This is a genomic window from Bdellovibrio sp. (genome assembly GCF_036384735.1).
Taxonomy (GTDB): Bacteria; Bdellovibrionota; Bdellovibrionia; order Bdellovibrionales; family Bdellovibrionaceae; genus Bdellovibrio.
Window position 1 is genome coordinate 28,910 of the sequence record NZ_DASVLT010000055.1, and the last position, 19,718, is coordinate 48,627.

At 43.6% G+C, this 19,718-nt stretch carries 19 protein-coding genes; 4 read left to right on the forward strand and 15 right to left on the reverse strand.

The window, feature by feature from the left end:
• Window positions 1–15: 15 nt before the first annotated feature.
• On the reverse strand, window positions 16–342 hold the full coding sequence (locus tag VF412_RS16645; RefSeq protein ID WP_331340392.1) for an STAS domain-containing protein: 327 nt from the start codon (window positions 340–342) through the stop codon (window positions 16–18).
• A 136-nt stretch (window positions 343–478) separates the two neighbouring features.
• Between VF412_RS16645 and VF412_RS16650 the strand changes: the two genes are divergently transcribed.
• Window positions 479–2,911, forward strand: a complete 2,433-nt coding sequence (locus VF412_RS16650) for an LPS-assembly protein LptD (protein WP_331340393.1) — start codon at window positions 479–481, stop codon at window positions 2,909–2,911.
• Window positions 2,912–2,920: 9 nt separating this feature from the next.
• On the opposite strand, the gene VF412_RS16655 is transcribed toward VF412_RS16650, so the two are convergent.
• The 13 genes from VF412_RS16655 to VF412_RS16715 form a co-directional block, all read right to left on the reverse strand.
• Window positions 2,921–3,337: a YraN family protein gene (locus VF412_RS16655; RefSeq protein ID WP_331340394.1), complete on the reverse strand. Its 417-nt coding sequence runs from the start codon at window positions 3,335–3,337 to the stop codon at window positions 2,921–2,923.
• Window positions 3,258–4,034 (reverse strand): ribonuclease HII, encoded by a 777-nt coding sequence (locus VF412_RS16660; protein WP_331340395.1) that lies wholly within the window; start codon window positions 4,032–4,034, stop codon window positions 3,258–3,260. The genes VF412_RS16655 and VF412_RS16660 overlap by 80 nt, the downstream gene beginning before the upstream one ends.
• Window positions 4,035–4,226: 192 nt before the next feature.
• Window positions 4,227–4,643 carry a 50S ribosomal protein L19 gene (gene rplS, locus VF412_RS16665; RefSeq protein ID WP_331340396.1) on the reverse strand — a complete coding sequence of 139 codons (417 nt, stop codon included), beginning with the start codon at window positions 4,641–4,643 and terminating at the stop codon, window positions 4,227–4,229.
• Window positions 4,644–4,692: 49 nt separating this feature from the next.
• On the reverse strand, window positions 4,693–5,271 hold the full coding sequence (locus VF412_RS16670) for an RNA methyltransferase (protein ID WP_331340397.1): 579 nt from the start codon (window positions 5,269–5,271) through the stop codon (window positions 4,693–4,695).
• On the reverse strand, window positions 5,264–6,091 hold the full coding sequence (gene trmD, locus VF412_RS16675; protein ID WP_331340398.1) for a tRNA (guanosine(37)-N1)-methyltransferase TrmD: 828 nt from the start codon (window positions 6,089–6,091) through the stop codon (window positions 5,264–5,266). Before trmD ends, VF412_RS16670 begins: the two co-directional genes overlap by 8 nt.
• On the reverse strand, window positions 6,091–6,606 hold the full coding sequence (rimM, locus tag VF412_RS16680) for a ribosome maturation factor RimM (protein WP_331340399.1): 516 nt from the start codon (window positions 6,604–6,606) through the stop codon (window positions 6,091–6,093). The genes trmD and rimM overlap by 1 nt, the downstream gene beginning before the upstream one ends.
• A 159-nt stretch (window positions 6,607–6,765) precedes the next feature.
• Window positions 6,766–7,005, reverse strand: a complete 240-nt coding sequence (locus VF412_RS16685) for a KH domain-containing protein (protein WP_041875527.1) — start codon at window positions 7,003–7,005, stop codon at window positions 6,766–6,768.
• A gap of 58 nt (window positions 7,006–7,063) precedes the next feature.
• Window positions 7,064–7,312 (reverse strand): 30S ribosomal protein S16, encoded by a 249-nt coding sequence (rpsP, locus tag VF412_RS16690; RefSeq protein WP_331340400.1) that lies wholly within the window; start codon window positions 7,310–7,312, stop codon window positions 7,064–7,066.
• 69 nt (window positions 7,313–7,381) lie between these two features.
• Window positions 7,382–8,713 (reverse strand): signal recognition particle protein, encoded by a 1,332-nt coding sequence (gene ffh / locus VF412_RS16695; RefSeq protein ID WP_331340401.1) that lies wholly within the window; start codon window positions 8,711–8,713, stop codon window positions 7,382–7,384.
• Window positions 8,714–8,850: 137 nt separating this feature from the next.
• Window positions 8,851–9,336, reverse strand: coding sequence for an LEA type 2 family protein (locus VF412_RS16700; protein WP_331340402.1), 486 nt, complete (start codon window positions 9,334–9,336; stop codon window positions 8,851–8,853).
• Window positions 9,330–10,106: an ABC transporter permease gene (locus VF412_RS16705; RefSeq protein WP_331340403.1), complete on the reverse strand. Its 777-nt coding sequence runs from the start codon at window positions 10,104–10,106 to the stop codon at window positions 9,330–9,332. Before VF412_RS16705 ends, VF412_RS16700 begins: the two co-directional genes overlap by 7 nt.
• The gene (locus VF412_RS16710) at window positions 10,103–11,008 is read right to left on the reverse strand and encodes an ABC transporter ATP-binding protein (protein ID WP_331340404.1); all 906 of its coding nucleotides are present in this window, start codon (window positions 11,006–11,008) and stop codon (window positions 10,103–10,105) included. Before VF412_RS16710 ends, VF412_RS16705 begins: the two co-directional genes overlap by 4 nt.
• Window positions 11,008–12,615 (reverse strand): peptide chain release factor 3, encoded by a 1,608-nt coding sequence (locus VF412_RS16715; protein ID WP_331340405.1) that lies wholly within the window; start codon window positions 12,613–12,615, stop codon window positions 11,008–11,010. Before VF412_RS16715 ends, VF412_RS16710 begins: the two co-directional genes overlap by 1 nt.
• A 229-nt stretch (window positions 12,616–12,844) precedes the next feature.
• On the opposite strand from VF412_RS16715, the gene VF412_RS16720 reads away from it, so the two are divergent.
• Window positions 12,845–13,897 (forward strand): rhodanese-related sulfurtransferase, encoded by a 1,053-nt coding sequence (locus VF412_RS16720; protein ID WP_331340406.1) that lies wholly within the window; start codon window positions 12,845–12,847, stop codon window positions 13,895–13,897.
• Window positions 13,898–14,099: 202 nt separating this feature from the next.
• Window positions 14,100–15,416, forward strand: a complete 1,317-nt coding sequence (locus VF412_RS16725; protein WP_331340407.1) for a hypothetical protein — start codon at window positions 14,100–14,102, stop codon at window positions 15,414–15,416.
• Window positions 15,417–15,468: 52 nt separating this feature from the next.
• Here VF412_RS16725 and VF412_RS16730 read toward each other — a convergent pair whose 3' ends face one another.
• Window positions 15,469–17,697 carry a bifunctional alpha,alpha-trehalose-phosphate synthase (UDP-forming)/trehalose-phosphatase gene (locus VF412_RS16730; protein WP_331340408.1) on the reverse strand — a complete coding sequence of 743 codons (2,229 nt, stop codon included), beginning with the start codon at window positions 17,695–17,697 and terminating at the stop codon, window positions 15,469–15,471.
• A 54-nt stretch (window positions 17,698–17,751) separates the two neighbouring features.
• Between VF412_RS16730 and VF412_RS16735 the strand changes: the two genes are divergently transcribed.
• Window positions 17,752–19,557 (forward strand): glycoside hydrolase family 15 protein, encoded by a 1,806-nt coding sequence (locus tag VF412_RS16735; protein WP_331340409.1) that lies wholly within the window; start codon window positions 17,752–17,754, stop codon window positions 19,555–19,557.
• Window positions 19,558–19,718: the final 161 nt, after the last annotated feature.

Below are 19,718 nucleotides of genomic sequence, written 5' to 3' on the forward strand. Positions count from 1 at the left end.
AAAATCTTTATCAAACTAGAAACTTTGAATTGCGCCTTCAACGCTCTCATGAAGCTCTAAACTTGCGCATTCTGTGAACTTAAAGAGACGCTCAAAGTCAGGGTTTAAACCTACGATTTTTGCATGCATCTTATTAGCCGCATTCAAATCATTCAAAACACCAAAAAAAGACTGAATTCCTGAAGAACCTACGAAATTTAAATTCTTCATGCAAAATACGATTTTTTTATCTTTGAAGTTTTGTAGACATGCATTTTTAAAGGACTGTGTTTTCTCAACTTCAATGCGACCGCTCAGAGACACAACGGCGATGTCGCCATCAAGCAAGACTTTTACTTCCATGAAAGACCTCTTTAATAAGAAAAATGACGTGCCATATCTTAACGGCGTCTTTGAAGCGGGTTTTGAGTCCAAAAAGAGGCTAGAATTCTTGAATTTCCAACTCGACAAACGACCTGGGTCTCCCTAGACTATTTCGGTGCTTCAACGCTGGATCATCTTTGCTTTATTCTTAATAATGTCGCTCGCGACATCTCTTGGCTTTGCTCAAGAACAGGCCTCTCAGCAACCTGCTGCCCGTATTCAGGGCATTTTAATTAATGCTGACGACATGTTCCGCGATTCTGAAAAAGAAATGGTTGAACTTAACGGTCATGTTCAAATCATCTATCAAGGCCAACACATCAAGGCTGACCGCGCACGAGTTTTCTTGCGCACAAAGCGAGCAGAATTATTCGGCAATGTCGAAATCACTGATGTAAAATCATCCATAAAGGGCGACCAAGTTTTCTTGGATTACGAAAACAATACCGGCGTCATTTATAACGGCTTTGTGCAATCGGGGCTTGTAAGATTCAGTGGCGATCGACTAGAAAAAATCGGTGACTCCGAATTCATTGTAACTGATGCCGATTATACGGCCTGCACAAACTGCCCTGCAACGTGGAGCTTTTCCGGCACGGCCGTTCGTGCTCAAATGGGGGGGTACGCATATATTAAAAGCGCCATTCTTCGACTTGGTGACTTTCCAGTTCTCTGGCTTCCTTATATTGCTGTTCCTTTAAAAAGCGATCGTCAATCTGGACTTTTGACTCCGGGGTTCGAGCAATCCGATACAGGGGGATTCACTTTCATCCAACCCTATTTTTGGGCCATCTCTCGAAGTAGCGATGCGACGATCACTGCAAAAAATTACGAACACCGGGGCCTCAAGGGGCTTCTTGAGTATCGCTACATGCTAAATGAGGACAGCAGTGGACTCCTAAATGCGGCGATTTTAAATGATAGAGCATTCGGACAAGATCAACGACTTAACACCTACCGCGGAGCCACTGAGCAGGGCTCTCCCCTTGAACGTTGGTACGTCAATTATCAGCAGTATTATGCGATGCCCGATGATATTGTTGCGAGAGCTCAAGTCAATTTAGCCAGCGACTTACAATATCCAAGAGACTTTCCGCTCGAGACCAATAACTATGGCGACCCTGCCATGGAAAATCGCGTTTCCGTTACAAAAAATACCAAGGACACCCACGCCAGCATCGATACTTCTTATTATGTAAATATGCTTCAGGCCGACCCCCGCGCAGGAAATGATGATGCAGTTCACAGAGCGCCCGAACTTCGCTATGCTCAAGCGCAAAAAAATATCGGTGATACGAACTTCATTTATTCGTGGAACTTGGACTACGTAAACTTCACACGCGCCGGCAATGGTTATGACGACATGGCCACTACCACAATTAACGGCACAAAATATCGCTATGTTCAAAGTAATTGTGCTGGCATTCCAAACTGGTCAGATTATCAATATTGTCATCGCGTGTACGATGGCTCTTTCGATCCGGATACAGATCTGATTCGCACGGGTCAACGCTTAGACTTCCAGCCAGCACTCTATTATCCATTCCAAATCAGCGATGGATTCGATATCGTTCCAATGCTGAACTATCGCGAAACTCACTACTATTTCAACGAGGGTGATGATCAAAGCTATGTGCGCCGTTATCTTCGCACCTCTGTCACGAGCCGTATGACATTCAGTGGTATTTACGGAGATCAATTAGATCCCAAAGCCACCCGCTACAAACATGAAATCATCCCGGAACTGACTTACACGGATATTCCCTGGATTAATCAAAAACAACATCCATTCTTTGGCACAGGGCCTTTGAATGAGGCGCCATATTCCTCCCGCGATGGCATCAGCGATGGAGACTTAACCAGCCCCTATGGTTTGCAATTCGACTACACAGATCGTATCTACGACCGAAATCTGATCACATTAGGCCTTACGAATAAAATTACTGAGAAAACGTGGGTTGGCGATCGTCCCGTCTACCAACAAATTGCTTCACTCAAGCTCCTTCAATCCTATGATGTCTCTCAATCAGAAGCGGGAACAGGAACTAGACAACCTTGGTCTGACATGATGGCGATTTTAGATGTTCGCCTAAAACATTTCCAAACATATTCGATTGTAGACTATTTCCCTTATCAGAACGTTTCTAATATTTCCTCGCGTGTTCGCGTGATGAATGATATGGGGCAATTTGGTCAGATCGGATTGACTCAACAATATAAAATCACACCCGGACAAGCAGTCGATGTGTCAAGCCGTACAGAGGACTATACATTTGCTGCGGGTTTCATCACTCCCTATGTTAATCTAATGGGTCAAGTTGTATACGATGCAAACTGGCAGGCTGCCGTCGCAAGTGCCGGAAAACCTGTTAAAGCCTGGGCCTACATTGCCCAATTCAAACCACCAGGCGATTGTTGGCTCATCACATTAATTCAAGATCAGGTCATTGGCGGTGAGGCAAATACTCGCTTGAATTTTGAATTCACATTCGATGGAAACCCTAAACCACCGCTTCCACCAGAAGCTCTGGATCAATTCGGATTCTAATTTTCACCATCACCCGATTATATCATCAAGCACTGTGACTTTATGATTTTGATCCACATAAGCCCAGTGCATTTCGACCAGACAATTAAAATGACTTGCGAGAAAAGTCGTCGCACGAACCAAGCGATCCTTCTGACGTTTTGAAATTCTTGAAAAATAAAAACTAGAAAGATTTGCCGATTTTACTTCAACCATTAGCAAGTGCCCATGGGGAGATTTAAAAAGCAAATCCACTTCCGCAAAAGGCGTCTTGATCCTCTGCTTTAAAAGAACAAAGTTTTTCTTAAGATAAAAATCAATAACAATTTTTTCAGACTCGAGCCCACGTCGGTGAGCCCAGTATGGCTTATGTTTCTTCTGTGATGAGATTGTCGAGGTGTTCTTTAACTCCGGCGAAGGACTTGCGGTGCACACGGCACGGTCCATGGGTTTCGATGGATGTTTTGTGAACTGGCGTTGAATAGCCTTTGTGCTCTTGGAATCCATATTGAGGATATTTCTCTCCCAATTCTTTCATCAAACGATCGCGTGTTACTTTCGCGACAATGGATGCTGCAGAAATTGGAGCCGCCCGCAAATCACCTTTTACAATAGTGCTTTGCTCGAAGCCTGCGAGATTCGGAATTTTCTGATTTCCATCCACAAGGACGTGCCCAGTGGTAACACCCAATTGCTCGATGGCTCTCTTCATGGCAAGTAACGAGGCCTGCAAGATATTGATCTGATCAATTTCCTCTACCGTAGCGAAACCGATACCCACATGATGATTTTGACAGATAATTTCTGCCAACTCCTCACGACGCTCTTCAGTGAGGAGCTTTGAATCCGTCACAAGTTCATTCAGATCATCAGTTTTTAAAATGACAGCGGCAGCATAAACGGGGCCAGCCAGGCATCCACGCCCTACTTCATCAACCCCGATGACTGGCATTGGAGAGTAATCTCGCCATTCCACCTTTGGATACTCCAGTAGCGCCTTTTTCGTCTTATTCGCGGTCTTGCTTGAGGCCGCAGCTTTCACTGTGACCTTAGAAGCCGCACGAGTCGCTGACTTCATCTTATCAGCTTTTTTAGAAGTTGGTTTCAAAGTTGTTTTTTTCTTAGATGTTTTTGTAGATGTCATTCACATATCCGCTTCAAGATGGAGCGGATATTAGACTCAAGTCGACATCTCGGTCACTGGAAATAAAGAATTCTTCCGGGATATTGCAGTACAGCTCAGTTAAACTGAGAGGAGCTTTAGAAAAAGAAAAAGACCTGGTTCATACAAACCAGGTCTTTTAAATGTAGAATCAATTTACTTTTCGAAAAGAAACTACTCAGCGGCTGCAGTCGCAGCGCCAGCCAATTCAGATTCGATCTTAGCAGCTTTACCAGAAAGGTTGCGCAAGAAGTAAAGTTTAGAACGACGTACTTTACCAACGTTTACAAGTTCAACTTTATCCAAAGCTGGGCTTGTGAATGGGAAAGTTCTTTCAACGCCAACTCCCGCAGAGATCTTACGAACTGTGAAAGATTTTGCAGCGCCAGCACCTTGGATTTTAGTTACGATACCTTTGAAAAGCTGAACGCGCTCTTTTTCGCCCTCTTTAACTTTAACGAATACGTTTACAGTATCGCCAGAGCTGAAAGATTGGATATTTTTGTTAGCAGCTTTAACGCTGATACGACGAATAAGATTAGTTTCTTTAACTTCAGAAGTTTTTGCAGATTTTTTTGCAGCTTTAGCCATTGCTTAGTCCCTTATGCCATTCATTTTTTTCAAAAAGTAAAACAAGGGTCTACCATGGACCCATCACGCGGTCAAGACAGATACTTACTGCCGATCTCACTGAAAGATGGCGATAATCTTGGGGAGGTGCCCCCCGGATGCTCTCTAAAACCCCTTGGCAGGATTTAAGCAGCTCCGACGTCATTCCGTTGCCAGTACCAAATAGCATAAAAATGGGCTTTTTTTCTACATGCATTTCGTGACGCAATTCGGCAAAAGAGTACTTTTTCAATCCCTCATCACGAGCTGAAGTCGCAATAATCTTCGCCTCAGGTACATTCCAGTCTTCAAAAGCCTTCTCGACGCAGGCTGCGGTGTGAACTGGGCCCAAAGCCGTCTTTCTCATAGGATTGAACTTGGCCCCCTGCCCCGTTCTCCAATGATCGAGAACCCTTTCCACGAACATCTGCTGATCTTGCATAGGGTGGATGATGTAATATCTTTCCACTCCATAAACCTGAGACGCTCTGGCGATATCATGAATATCGAAATTTGTGACATTGGTTGCGACAGTTTTATTTTGACGATCACGAACAGGGTAATGAACCAAGCCGATCGCCAGGCGCGGAACGTAGATTTCTTCAGCCATTGAAGTCTTCCTCGGTAAGCTCTGCCAGACCCAAAATCTTGCGATCCTTCAGAGACAAATTCATCCAAAATTTTTTTAGCTCCTTTAAGGGAGCCTCCGTTTTTTTCTTCTTTAAAGAACGGTATTTTTCATTTTCTTTTTCAAGATATGCTTGAAATAAATCAGGACGCTTCACAAGAGTCACCAAGGCAGAAACTTTCGCCTTCCACTCCCCGATCACCTTGTGATTTCCTGAAAGTAAAACCTCAGGCACTTCCTCTTTCAAATATTCACGAGGTCGTGTGAAGTTTGGATGTTCAAGAAGTCCTTCAGAAAAACTATCTTTATCAGCGCTTTCGTTGTGCCCCAGGACGCCAGGAATAAATCTCGACACTGCATCGATCACGACAAGAGCACCCAACTCCCCACCTGATAGAACGTAGTCCCCAATAGAGATCTCTTCATCGACGTGAGCATTGATGATTCGCTGATCAATACCGCCATAACGGCCACAGATCACGACTAAATGCTCTTCCTTAGCCAAAGCGCGGGCTTTTTCATCAGTGAGCACATCGCCTTGTGGAGACATGTAGATCACCTTTGAATTTTTATGTTTCACTTTTTGAATTGTTTTTTCGAGGGGTTCGATCAGCATAATCATGCCGTCGCCACCACCGAAAGGACGATCATCTACGGTGCGGTGACGATCGGCTGCGAACTCGCGAGGCGTGTGCGAGTTCACTTTCAAGAGATCACCCTTTAACGCCTGACCAAGAACACCGAAACTAGCAGCATTATCAATCATCTCGGGAAAAAGAGTGATCACATCAATTTGCAACATTAAGCGTTCTCGAGATCGAACAAACCTTCAGGCAAATCCATAACTACGGCTTGATGTTTAAAGTCGATTTTCTTAATGAAAGCTTCCACGAATGGAACTTCGACCTTCTTGCCGTTAGCATCCACAACCAAAAGGTCTTGAACTCCATTGCTGGAGAAATCAACGATTTCACCTAGAGTGTTTTGTTCAACATCTTTCAATTTGAAGTTTTTGATTTCAGAAAGATAGATTGTTTCGCCTGGTTTAGAGACCAACAAGTCTTCTTCTATTAAGAACTCAAAGTGCTCGAGACTTTCAGCATCTGTGCGATCTTTTACTTCTGCAGCTTTTACGATAAAACCTTTTTTGAATGGCTTAACACGCTCTACGGAAAATTCTTGAGGTGTTGCTTCACCTTTTCCTTGAAGAGCGAATTTCTTCATTCGTTTTGCCCAAGTGATGTCACCAGAAAAAATAAGAACATAAAGATCACCTTTAAGTCCGTGGGCTTCTCTAACTTTACCTACTAGTTTCATTTTCGTGCCTTCCAGAAAGCTTCACACAGAGCCTGTCTGATTTCTTGTTTAGCGCTTATCCCAAATAGAAAGGGGTTGTTATACACAACCCCTTCCATGAGAATCTTAATTTTTCTAACCCCAGTTTATTGGAGCCGGTAGCTTGTCGAGTTCTTAATGCTACTCGACGATATCCAGGTGATAACGCTTGTTGAGCTTAGTGCCCGCTGCGCGAATGATAGTTCTCATAGCAGCTGCAGTCTTACCTTGCTTACCGATCACCTTACCAAGGTCTTCTTTATCCACCTTAAGAGCAAGGAGAGTCGTTTGTTGACCAGGGATTTCATCCACTTCAACTTTTTCAGGCTTGTCGACAAGAGACTTAGCCATGAACTCAACGAGGTCTTTCAAGCTATCCATAATTACCCCCAAATGCTTCTAAACGATATTCTATCGAATACCGATCGGATGCCAACTACTATTTAGCTTGGGCCAACTTAATAACGTGCTTAACACGATCAGTAGGTTGAGCACCTTTTTTGATCCACTCTTCAACTTTAGCTAGATCAAGTTCAATTTTCTTGTCGTTGCCCTTTGGAGTTGGAATGTAAGTTCCCAAGATATCTAGGAATTTACCAGTTACATAACGACGAGAATCCGCAACAGTAACGCGGTATTTAGGATCATGCTTTGAGCCCATACGAGCCAAACGAATAACAACTGCCATTTCTTAAACCTCATTGTTCAAAACAGTAAGAACAAAGTGTGTACTGTGTTCACGATTAAATATCAAGCTCTAAAATGGGAACTTCATTCCGCCTCGACCCATTCCCATTTTCATCAAGCTTCCCATCATCTTCTTGGCGTCCTCAAACTGCTTAATCAGCTTGTTGACGTCCTGAACTTGAGTCCCGCTACCTTTTGCAATACGCATACGACGCGAAGCATTCAAAATCTTATGATTCTGACGTTCCTGGATAGTCATTGAATGGATAATCGCCTCGATTTTCTTCATCTCAGCATCCGGAGGAGTCATGTTTTTGAGCTGTTTCGAAATCTCGCCCATACCGGGCAAAAATTTCAAGATAGTCTCAAAGCCGCCCATCTTTTTTAGTTGTTGAATTTGCGACAAGAAATCTTCCAAAGTGAACTCATTTTTCATGAGACGTTTTGCTGAATCTCTCGCAGCTTTTTCGTCGATCACTTCTTGGGCTTTTTCTACCAACGATAGAACGTCACCCATATCAAGGATACGACCGGCCAAGCGATCTGGATGGAAGACTTCAAGAGCCGTCACCTTCTCGCCGACACCTAGGAATTTAATTGGAATGCCTGTCACTTCACGAATCGATAGGGCCGCACCACCGCGCGCATCCCCGTCAACCTTCGTCAGAACCAAGCCCGTCAATGCCAAGCGCTTGTGGAAGCCCTCAGCAACGTTTACGGACTGCTGACCTAGCATCGCATCGGCTACCAACAAGATTTCTTGCGGAGTCCAGATGTCTTTCAAACGACCCAGTTCGTTCATTAATTCGTCATCAACTTGCAAACGGCCCGCCGTATCGACGATCACAACATCAACCATGTTGTCTTTCGCCCATGCTTTGGCTTTTTCTAGAATCTCTTCAGGCTTCATACCCACTTGAGTTGGATATGTTGGGATATTGTTTTGCTTACCCAAAACCTGCAACTGATCGATGGCTGCTGGGCGATAGATATCGGCAGGAACTAAGCCTGGTTTTTTTCCTAATTTCTGACGGATGTACAAAGCCAACTTCGCAGCAGAAGTTGTTTTACCAGCACCTTGCAGACCAACCAAAAACAATACACTTGGGTTTTCGCGAACGTTGATATCAACGGCTCCGCCACCCAATGTGTTTACTAGCTCGTCGTGAACGATTTTTACAAATTGCTGACCTGGGTTTACGTTTTGAAGAACATCAGCGCCCAAAGCTTTTGCTTTTACTTTATCGATGAAATTTTTAACGACTTTGAAGTTCACATCCGCTTCAAGAAGACTTAGACGGATTTCTTTAATGACTTCCTCAATATTGGCTTCGGTGATCTTGCTTTGACCACGAACCTTTTTAAGGCTTGCCATGATTTTATCAGATAAATTTTCGAACATGTGAAACTCCCGAGGAGGATTTAATTATCCTATCCCATCGGGAATGACAAAGAATGGGGGTTAACCCGCAGCGTTAGTTGCTAAAATTTATATCAATTTTTAATGATTCAATCCGTTGAAGTGAAAGAAAATTCTTTCTAATGGCTTGGCGAGTCCGCTTTTCTACCTAACAGAGAGTTCATATTGAAAACCCCTTTTTGAGTGAAAGGCACCGACAACCCTGAAACTTTAGCGTTGCCAGAAAAAACATAGACCACGTCCTGCCCTTGCAAAGCTTTAGCAAGACCGCCCGCTAACTGCAGATATTGAAATGGCAGTGGCACTTCAACTTTTGTGACACTTTCCGATTTCAATACAATTTTCTGATCAATACTCGTCTTTGCAAAACTCTGACCGTCGAGCTGGATGTCGTAATCAACGCGATCAATATTCAAATCAATTCGATTTGGATTTTTCACATCTAAAACAAAAACCAACGTAGCAGCCAGAAAATTTGCATCTTTAATGTAAACTTGCTCCAAAGCCACTTCTGGTTTTTCACCAAATCGCACCGCTAGGTAAGTGCAAGACGAAAGCGCCACCGCCATCATTAAAAAAAGAGCAAATCCAAATCCTTTTACCATCTTTGGAAGGAGCCTTTTTTCAGACTGATCAAAGCAATAATATAGAACAGGATAAAGCCCAAAAGACTGACTGGAATTGCCATCTCCATCGGCACGTCACTGACACCCACGACGCCATAACGAAGACCATTGATCAGATACAATAAGGGATTCATTTTTGAAATCATCTGCCAAATCGGATGAAGATTTTCGATAGAAAGGAAAACCCCACCCAAATAAGTCAACGGCAACAAAATGAAAGCAGAGAATGCTGACAATTGGTCAAATGTCGTTGCCCAAAATGCCACAGAGATTCCCAAAAGACCGAAAATTAATCCAGCTAAGATGATAAAGAACAAAGCGGTGAACGGATGAACGATACCTAAGATTGATCCTTGTTCATAATAACAGAAAATAGATCCGACTAAGAATGTGATGATTGCCACCACAAGACCGCGCACCAAAGCCCCCAGACTCATGGCCCAAATGATTTGCTGGTTGCTCAGCGGAGCTACACGAAGATCCTCCATATCACCAGAAAACTTCGATGAGACAATCGACGAGGACGAATTCTGAAAGGCGTTACTCATCAAGCCCATCATCATCAAACCCGGAATCAGGAAAGACAAATAAGGAATACCCTGGTGACTTGGCATTTTCGCCCCCAAAGACACACCAAAGATTAATAGATACAGAAAAGAGGAAATAAACGGAGTGATCACGGTTTGCACGATCACTTTTAGAAAACGTGCAATTTCTCTTTGAAATAGAGTTAAAAATGGAGTCATCATTTTTCTGCTCCCGGCGCTTTAACAACTTTCATAAACGCTTCTTCTAAATTACCTTCTTCAATTTTCACGTCTTTGATGATGTGAACAGGAATCTGCAATTCAGCTAAGAATTCCCCCATGGGCTTTCCTGGAGGTACGATGAATAAGAAGTCCGGACCTTCTTGAAAGAATAGATAGTTTGTTTTGAATGCAAAGGATTCCGTCAAAGTTAGACGAATTTTCTTTTGGGTATACTGACGAACTAATTCTTTCGTTTCGCCAACACACTCTAGATTTCCAAGATTGATAATGGCGATGCGGTCGCAAAGTTGTTCCGCTTCCTCTAGGTAGTGGGTCGTCAACAGAATGGACATACCTTCATTGCGAAGTTCCTGCACGAATTGCCATAAGGTTTCGCGAAGACCAATGTCCACGCCCGCTGTGGGCTCGTCCAGAAGCAAAAGTTTCGGCGTGTGTACCAGGGCTTTCGCAATCATCAAACGACGCTTCATCCCGCCGGAAAGTTGTTTCACTTTTTTATGGCGATGCTCATACAAAGAAAGCTTATGTAACAGAAATTCGATGCGTTCTTTGTTATTGCGAATGCCGTAGTAACCAGATTGGAAAGCAAGAATCTCTTCAACACTGAAAAAACCAGAGTTGATCACTTCTTGGTGAACAACTCCCAATTGTTTCTTTGTGAAGTTTGGATGATCCACAACAGATTGACCGAATACTTCCACTCGACCGCTTGTTGGCTCCTCAAGTGTTGTAATTGTAGAAATGATTGTAGTCTTCCCTGCCCCATTAGGCCCCAGAAGACCGAAAATTTCGCCAGGCTTTACGTCAAAAGAAATACCTTTAACGGCCTCTTGGCCGCCTTTGTATTTCTTGCGAAGTTGATCAATTTTTAATGGAACCATTAACGTGCTCTCGCAATGCTTGTTTGGAATTCAACGTCTGGATTTTCACGTTTCAACCAGTTCAAATCCCACTCTTGATTTACCAACACCACAGGGTTGTCGATCATATCACGGAACATATTAGCTCCGCCTTTAAGTTCTGAAACCGGTTTGCCATCAGCCGTACGTGGCCAGCGGGCTACGCTGTAAGGCAAGCGATTCAGTTTTACTTCCAAATTGTATTCATCTTGCAAACGGTGAAGTAAAACTTCGAATTGAAGTTCACCGACTGCACCGACGATAGGATCTTGTGCACCTAAGTGGGGTTCAATGAATAACTGAATCGCACCTTCTTCGGACAAGTGCTTCAAGGCTTCTTGCATCTTTTGACGTTTCAAAGCATCGCGCACTGAAAGTTTCGCGAAAAGTTCTGGCGCGAATTTTGGAATGTCTTCAAAACGAATTTTTCCTGAAGAAGAAACACAGTCACCGATGGCGAAGTTGCCAGTATCACCCACACCGACGATATCGCCCGCATAGGCTTCATCGACGGTTTCTTTGTCGGCCGCAACGAATTGACTTGAGTACGCCAAACGAAGTTCACGATCTAGGCGTGAATGTTGTACCTTCATACCACGCTCGAATTTTCCAGAGCAAATACGAATGAAGGCAATACGGTCACGGTGACGACGATCCATATTCGCTTGGATTTTAAAAACAAATCCAGTGAATCGCGCATCCAATGGGTCGATCTCTTTATCGTCTTTTGTGTGACGAGGCTGGGGCGCTGGTGCATACTTGGTGAAAAATTGAAGGAATGTATCCACACCGAAGTTTTGCTTCGCTGAACCAAATGTCACCGGAGATATCTGACCACTTAAGAACTCATTCACATCAAACGGAGGCAATGCTCCTTCGATCAAATCAAGCTCTTCTAGAACTTGATCAGCTGATTCTTTATCAAGATAATTGTACAAGATCTGATCGTCTTTGCCTTTTTCAAAAGGAATGATTTCATAATCTTCCACTTCTTCACGGCGTTGATCGTAGATCCAAATTTCTTTCGTCAAGCGATTGTAAATACCACGGAAACGCTGACCAATACCCAAAGGCCAAGTCACGGGATAACATTGCATATTCAAAGTCTTTTCAACTTCGTCGATCAATGTCAGTGGATCTTTCCCCTCACGGTCTAATTTATTTACGAATGTAAAAATAGGAATTTTGCGAAGACGACAAACTTCGTAAAGCTTCTTCGTACGTTCTTCCACGCCCTTTGCAACGTCGATCAGCATCGCCGCAGAATCAACCGCCATCAAAACGCGGTACGTATCCTCTGAGAAGTCTTTATGCCCCGGAGTATCCAGCAAATTCACACGAAGACCATCATAGTCGAAGGTCATCACAGATGAAGTGATCGAGATCCCTTTTTGTCTTTCAAGCTCCATCCAGTCAGAAGTCACCGCTTTTGTTCCTGACTTTCCCTTCACTTCACCCGTTTCATGGATCACTCCACCGTGGTAAAGAAGTTTTTCTGTCAGGGTTGTCTTACCGGCATCGGGATGCGAGATGATCGCGAAGGTACGGCGTCGTTGAATTTCTTTTTGAATTTGCGGAGTAGCCAGCATACTTAAACCTTTAAATTGACTGTAAAAAGCGTATTTAATCGGAGGGAGCGCAGACCTGCAAGTTTTTACCCCTTCGGGGTGGATTTAACGCTAAAAGTCGCTTTCCCTCTTGCGGATTGACCTCAAGCCCCTTATAACAGCCCTCGAACTTTCAACTCCGCTTGGTTTGGAGCCAGGATAGATCAACCATTTAGTAAACGGCTGATCTTAGGACAACTGCAGGTGCTATATGACGACAACCGCAAATGCTTCGAAGCATTATGTTACGACTTTCTATAAATTTTTGAAACTAGCTGATCCAGCTCAGGTTCAAAAAGATCTCGAGAATAAAGCTGAAGAATTAAACGTCAAAGGTCTTGTGATCCTCGGTCACGAGGGCTTCAACTCGACAGTCTCTGCTTCTTCAGAGGAATCCTTTAATTCTTGGAAGCAATTCATTCGTGAATACTTCAATCAGCCGAATCAATTCTTTAAAGACTCGTATTCTGAAAAAGCACCTTTCCGCAGATTCAAAGTTAAAATCCGCGAAGAGATCGTAACCACAGGTATTCCAGAAATGATGCCACCAGAAGGCGTGAATCATCACCTCACTCCGACAGAGTGGAACAAGGTTTTAAAAGAAGAAAAAGACTTTGTGATGATTGATACACGCAACTGGTACGAATACAAAATCGGAACTTTCAAGGGCGCATTGAATCCGAATATTGAGAAGTTCACAGATTTCCCTCAGTATATTGAATCTCAGGGTATCTCTAAAGATAAGAAAATGTTGATCTTCTGCACTGGTGGCATTCGTTGCGAAAAAGGAATTCTCGAATTGCAAAAGCAAGGATACGACAATGTTTACCAACTTGATGGTGGCATCATCAATTATCTGAACGAGTATCCCAATGATCAATACGAAGGTGAATGTTTTGTTTTCGATCACCGAGTAGCTTTGGATCAAAACCTTCAACCATCTACGAAGTATGGGTTGTGTCCTCACTGCGGTCAGCCTTCTGAAGTCAAAATCGACTGTTCACGTTGCGATAGCGAAGAGTTGATCTGCGTTGATTGCGCCAAAATCGAGTTCAAAAAAGAGACGTGCTCTAAAAACTGCGCCCATCAATGGAAACTTCATCCTGGCAAAAAAGGCCCGAAACAAATTGTGCCTTTTGAAGTTGAGAAAATGAAGGCACTAGGTTTGGATGATAAAGATCTGCCGACAATTCAAGTGAGCAAAACAAAAGTTGTACACGTGAACTCCAAGGGCGTTGCCGAAACAGTCAGTAAAAACTCTTAAGTCTTTATCTGTCACATCAGACCTGATCTTCTAAAAGCCCCTACTAAGGGGCTTTTACTTCTTATTCGTCTTCTAGAGTGCTCCATTTTGTCTCGCTAACTGCGACCAGTATCAAGCCGACACCTACATTCTCGGCATTGGAATTGCTGATCAAAATCGCATTACCCATAACAGCCTTATCTCTAGAAGTACGAGGTTAAAAATGAAGTTTCATTATATACTGTTTGGCATTTTATTCTTAGCGTCCCAATCTTTTGCATTTAGTAGCACCTTTGGAACTGCTGGCTCTAACGGCAGCTCTGGCTCAGATGGCCGTGCTGGTCAAGATGGCAGAAGCATTACGGTGTTTGCGCAAAAAATCTCAAGCCCCATCAGCTATACCTTAAGAGGTAACAATGGTGGCAACGGCGAAGATGGTCGAGACGGCAACGACGCATGGGCCTGCATGATGCACCCAGGTGATGATGATTTAACCGGTGCGGATGCGGGAAAAGGCGGCGATGGCGGTGACGGCGGAGCCGGTGGCAATGGTGGCAACACGACCATTTACTATTCGGATCTTGCACAACTGAAAAATATTTTAATCGACGCAACACCCGGTTACGGTGGTCGCGGCGCAGACCCTGGACGTGGTGGCGACAAAGGATGCCGTTGCGACCGAAGCTCATGGAGAACTCACACCTGTATCGGTTCGAACTGTCATGACGAAGAACACTCTTGCACGGATGGTAAATCGGGCGATTCAGGCCGCTCAGGAAATAATGGACACGATGGCAACTATGGTCATCTGATTCTTGTTAAGTCAGACCAAACACTGCCAGAGGAAAATAGCATCGCAACTGTGAATATAAATAAACTCGAACCGCAAAAAGCAGTCTCTGCAGAACTTACGGAAAATCTTTACCTAAGCAAAACAGGTGCAAGTCAACTTCTTGCTGCGGGTTCTCACGTAGCAAACCGTTATTATGAATTTTCACGCAGATCGGATGAGGTCGCCCACGTTATTTGGGCTTCTCAAAAAGATCCGAGCAAATACACTGGCTCGGTAAAAGCGACATCTAAAAATGGAACTATTCAATTCACTTACGACTCTGCTGATGTCTTCGTTGGCCAGCAAACCACTGAAGGCCATGAGCACACATTGACGATCACTGATGCCTTTAAACTGACAGATTTTGCGAACATTACGCTAAGTAACACTCACACTGGAAAGGCGACACAAATTATCGCAGCGACATCAACACCGCGACCTCAACTTGTAAAAGACTATTTCTATGTGAAAATAACGCAAATTCGCTGGTTGGTTTCCGATAAAGTTGTATTTGACGGGCAGATTCCTGCCACTCTAGTTCAATCGACCAACGATAAAGTCATAGTGAACTTAGGCAAACTTCAATTCAAAGACTCTGATTCAATTTGGAGTAAGAAACTTAAAATTGAAGTTCAGATGTCTCGCAGAATTCAGAACGCCGATCAGTTTATAAATAAAACTCTAACTTATACACAGGCAGCACAGTAAATAGCTGAACCAATTAAAAAGTCCTCCCTATTTTTTTTGGGGAGGACTTTATTTATTTGTGCGCAACATTTGAAGAGCTATTTCGTTCTTCAACCATATCACGTAGCTCACCTAAAAAGATGATGACATCTTTTTGCTCTTCTAGACGGAATTGCGCTTCAGTAAAGCCCTGTCCCACTTTAATTGAAACACCTCGAGATCCTACGACCTTGAACATATCTTCGTCCGTGCGATCATCACCGATACAGATGATACTTGTGTCATTATTTTCTGGTTGTTTCATGAGCCACCTTAAGAAACTTCCTTTGTTACATTCAATAGCCTTTGCTTCGACGATTTTTTTCCCTATAACGATGGACACGGGCTCATTCGCCATACCTACTTGAAGTTCGTCATCCATCTTCTTTGCTTGATACTGCGCAAAGTCCTGCGGAGATTGTCTAAAATGCCATACAAGACAGGCACTTTTCTTCTCAACCCATGAAAGAGGAACTTTCTCTGAGTAATCATTCATCACTCTTTCGACATGGGGGTACCATGATTGAATGTCAGAAGAGATACGGCTTTGCCAAGGTTCTCCAGGTATTTTATAAAAAGCACCGTGTTCCGCAGCAAGCCCCACTGGCATGTCGCCGAACTGGCTTTCCAAAAACTCTTTCGTGCGCCCGCTGAGAACAAAAACCTCCATGCGATTGGTATGAAGACTTATTAAAAGCTTTTTGGTTTCTTCAAGAAGCACGGCCTGTTCGGGGCGTTTTGTTATCGCCACGGTCGTGCCATCGTAATCCAAGATCACCTTGATCTTGGATGCACCGAGAGCTTTCAATAAATTTGATGGCCACGACCTTCTAAACGGAGAAATTTCCATCGCACGTTTTGTGGACGTCCGTTTTATTTTCTCCAAGTCCTCCAGAAACCCAGTCGCCCATTTTGTCGACGAGTAGCGAGACAGGATATCCTGAAGATGAGATAAGCGCTCCGCCCGTTCTTCATATTTCATGTCATAAGCTTGTTTGATGGCGTCAGCAATGGCATCCACATCCCAAGGATTGATAATCAAAGCATCACTTAAAAGCGAAGAGGCCCCTGCAAACTCGCTCAGAATTAATGTGCCCGGTGTTTCAAGATCTTGAGCCATGACAAACTCCATGGCCACCAAATTCATTCCGTCCCTCTTACTCGTAACAAGGGCAGCATTCGCCCGACGATATAATGCGAGAAGTTCCAATTCCGAAACGGATTTAAAAATATAATGCACAGGAATGTAGGAGGGAGCTCCGAATTCTCCATTAATTGCTCCAACTAACTGCTCGACTTCGTTTTTCATTTTAATATAGGCCGGAACTCTTTCTCGCGTGGGAACCGCGACTTGCAGCAAAGATATTTTGCCTACAAGTTCCGGATATTTTTTAAGAGCATGCTGAAAACCGCGAAGTTTCAGTTCAAGACCTTTAGTGTAGTCCAATCGATCCACGCCAAGAATTGAAAACGGAACGTTGCTGATATTTCTATAGTGCTCAGCCTTTTCCTGAACTTCAGCGGCTGCAGCTTTTTCTTTGTAGGCATCACTTTCAATACTGATTGGGAAAACTCCAAGATGAGTTGCATGACCTTCATTTTCTGCTTTAAAGAACGAGGACTCTACTCCCAAAATTGATTTCAAGCTCACAACGAACTGGCGCAGATAAGAATGCTCATGGAACCCCAGAAGATCCCCTTGCAAAAGTGAAGACAGAATTTCTTCACGCACAGGAAGTTGTCTAAATAACTCTGCGCTTGGAAATGGAATGTGCAGGAAAAATCCAATGCGCACATCAGGGGCGCGCTCACGGAGCATCTTGGGTAAAACCAAAAAATGGAAATCGTGAATCCAAACTGTATCGCCTGGTTTTGCAACTTTCGCAATGGCATCGGCCATTGTCTGATTAGCTTCTTTGTAGGCTTCCCAATTGGCACGATTAAAATTCGTTAAATGACTTTCGTAGTGAAAAAGCGGCCAAATGATATCGTTAGCAAATCCGTCGTAATATTTTTCATACTTTTCTTTTTGTAAATAAACAGGATAACATTCCAAATGAGGATTGATTTCGTGAGCTTTTGCTGCAAGTTCTTTTGAGGCTTTTAAATTTGTTTCAAAACCAAACCACGCAAAAGGTTCATTGAGACTCACGCCCAATAAGGCAGAAACAAGACCGCCACTTCCTCTTTTCAATTCGCCCTCCGAAGAGATGTTAAATGGCAATCTGTTACTGACGAAAATTCTTTTGGGCTTTTGTGGCATGCCGTCCTCCGATAAAATCAAAATTGAATTTTATTTTTACAGAAAGGCCTCATCGTGGAACGTGAAACACCTTCTCAAACTCCCCACCGATATCAGATGGGTCTCATTGGCAACTGCGCATATTCAGCGCTTGTAGACACCAAGGCTAACATCAGCTGGCTGTGCTGGCCAAGATTCGATTCTAGTTTTATTTTTGGTTCATTGATAGATCCCGAAAAAGGGGGGCAATTTTCTATCAACCCGTCCACTGATAAGTTTACAACAACTCAGTCGTATATCAGAAACACAAATGTGCTAAGCACCAGGTTTGAGACGGAAGACGGTGCATTTGAAGTTATCGATTTTGCACCGCGATTCAAACTCTTCGAGCGTTATCATAAACCTTTGATGCTATTTCGCAAAGTAAAAAAAATTTCGGGACATCCGCGCATTAATGTCAAATGTCGTCCTGTAGGCCACTACGGAGAGATTAAGCCATTTGCACAATTCGGAAGTAATCACATTCGCTATGAAGGTTTGGATCAACCGGTTCGCTTAACCACAGATGCTTCGCTCTCTTATATATTAGAAGAAAAAGATTTTTTCCTCGATGATTCTGTTTACTTTGTATTATCGTGGGGAATTCCGCTCGAAGGTCCCCTTGAACCTACATTCGAAGATTTTTTTCGTCGCACAATTGCTTACTGGACTGAATGGGTTGAACACTGCCACCTTCCATACATCTTTCAAAAAGAAGTCATTCGCTCGGCACTGATATTAAAACTTCATCAATATGAAGATACAGGTGCCATTATCGCGGCTTGCACCACAAGTCTTCCTGAAATTGATGGCGAAGGACGCAATTGGGATTATCGCTTCTGTTGGTTGCGGGATACGTATTACACACTCTCAGCAATGAACTCGTTAGGTCACTTCGAAGAGATGGAGCGCTATGCTACCTTCATTGAGAATTTAGATCTAGATCATCTTGAAACTCTTCAGCCAGTGTATCGCATTGATGGGTCCACTGATATGAAAGAGATCGAGCTTCCTCTATCAGGATATCTTAACAATAAGCCGGTCCGAATCGGAAACGAAGCTGCAAAGCAAATTCAACACGATGCCTACGGACAAATTCTTCTCGCCTTATTTAAACTGTATACAGATGAACGCCTCACGGGCCGCGGAGATCGAAGATCGTCGCGCTTAATGCGCTCCGTGATTCGTTACATCGAGAAAACCATGGAGACACCAGACAACGGCGTATGGGAGTTCCGCGGAACTCAAGCCATTCACTCGTACACCTTGATGTTTCATTGGGCCGGAAGTATCGCCGTAAGAAAAGTCGCGCGCTTATTAAATGACGAGGAACTTGCCGCTCGCGCGCAAGTCACTATTGATAAGGCCACAGCCTTAATTGAAAAATGTTATTCGGAAAAAAAGAAAGCCTACACACAAGCAGTGGGCTCTGAAGAACTTGATGCCAGCATGTTGCAATTAATTACAATTGGTTATTTTCACGACAAAGATCCAGAGCGCGCATGGCAACACTTAGAAGCCATCGAAAAAGAGTTGCTCCTAGCCCCAGGGTTTTTACTTCGCTACAAACATCGCGATGACTTCGGCCTTCAGAAATCGGCATTTTTAGTTTGCAGCTTCTGGTACATTGAAGCACTGGCTGAACTAGGACGCTCCAAAGAAGCTGAAAAATTATTAGAAATAGTCATCGCTGCCCAAAATCATCTGGGCCTCATGAGTGAAGACTTTGATGTCGTGACCCAAAGTCAGTGGGGAAATTTTCCTCAAACATATAGTCATGTCGGCTTGATCAACTGTGCATTTGCTATTGACCGCGCTTTACGCATGCCGCATTTCTTTTAGTTCACTGACCTGCGAGAGCGCGAATGGGTCATTTTGTCGATGGTCTTTGCCATTTTGGCACAATTTATTCCTCATCTCCAACAAATGGCATTTAAGATCAGGCATCGCTCTTGCCTTTCACCTTGAGACAAGATGATCATTACATTCAATACCTGGGAGGA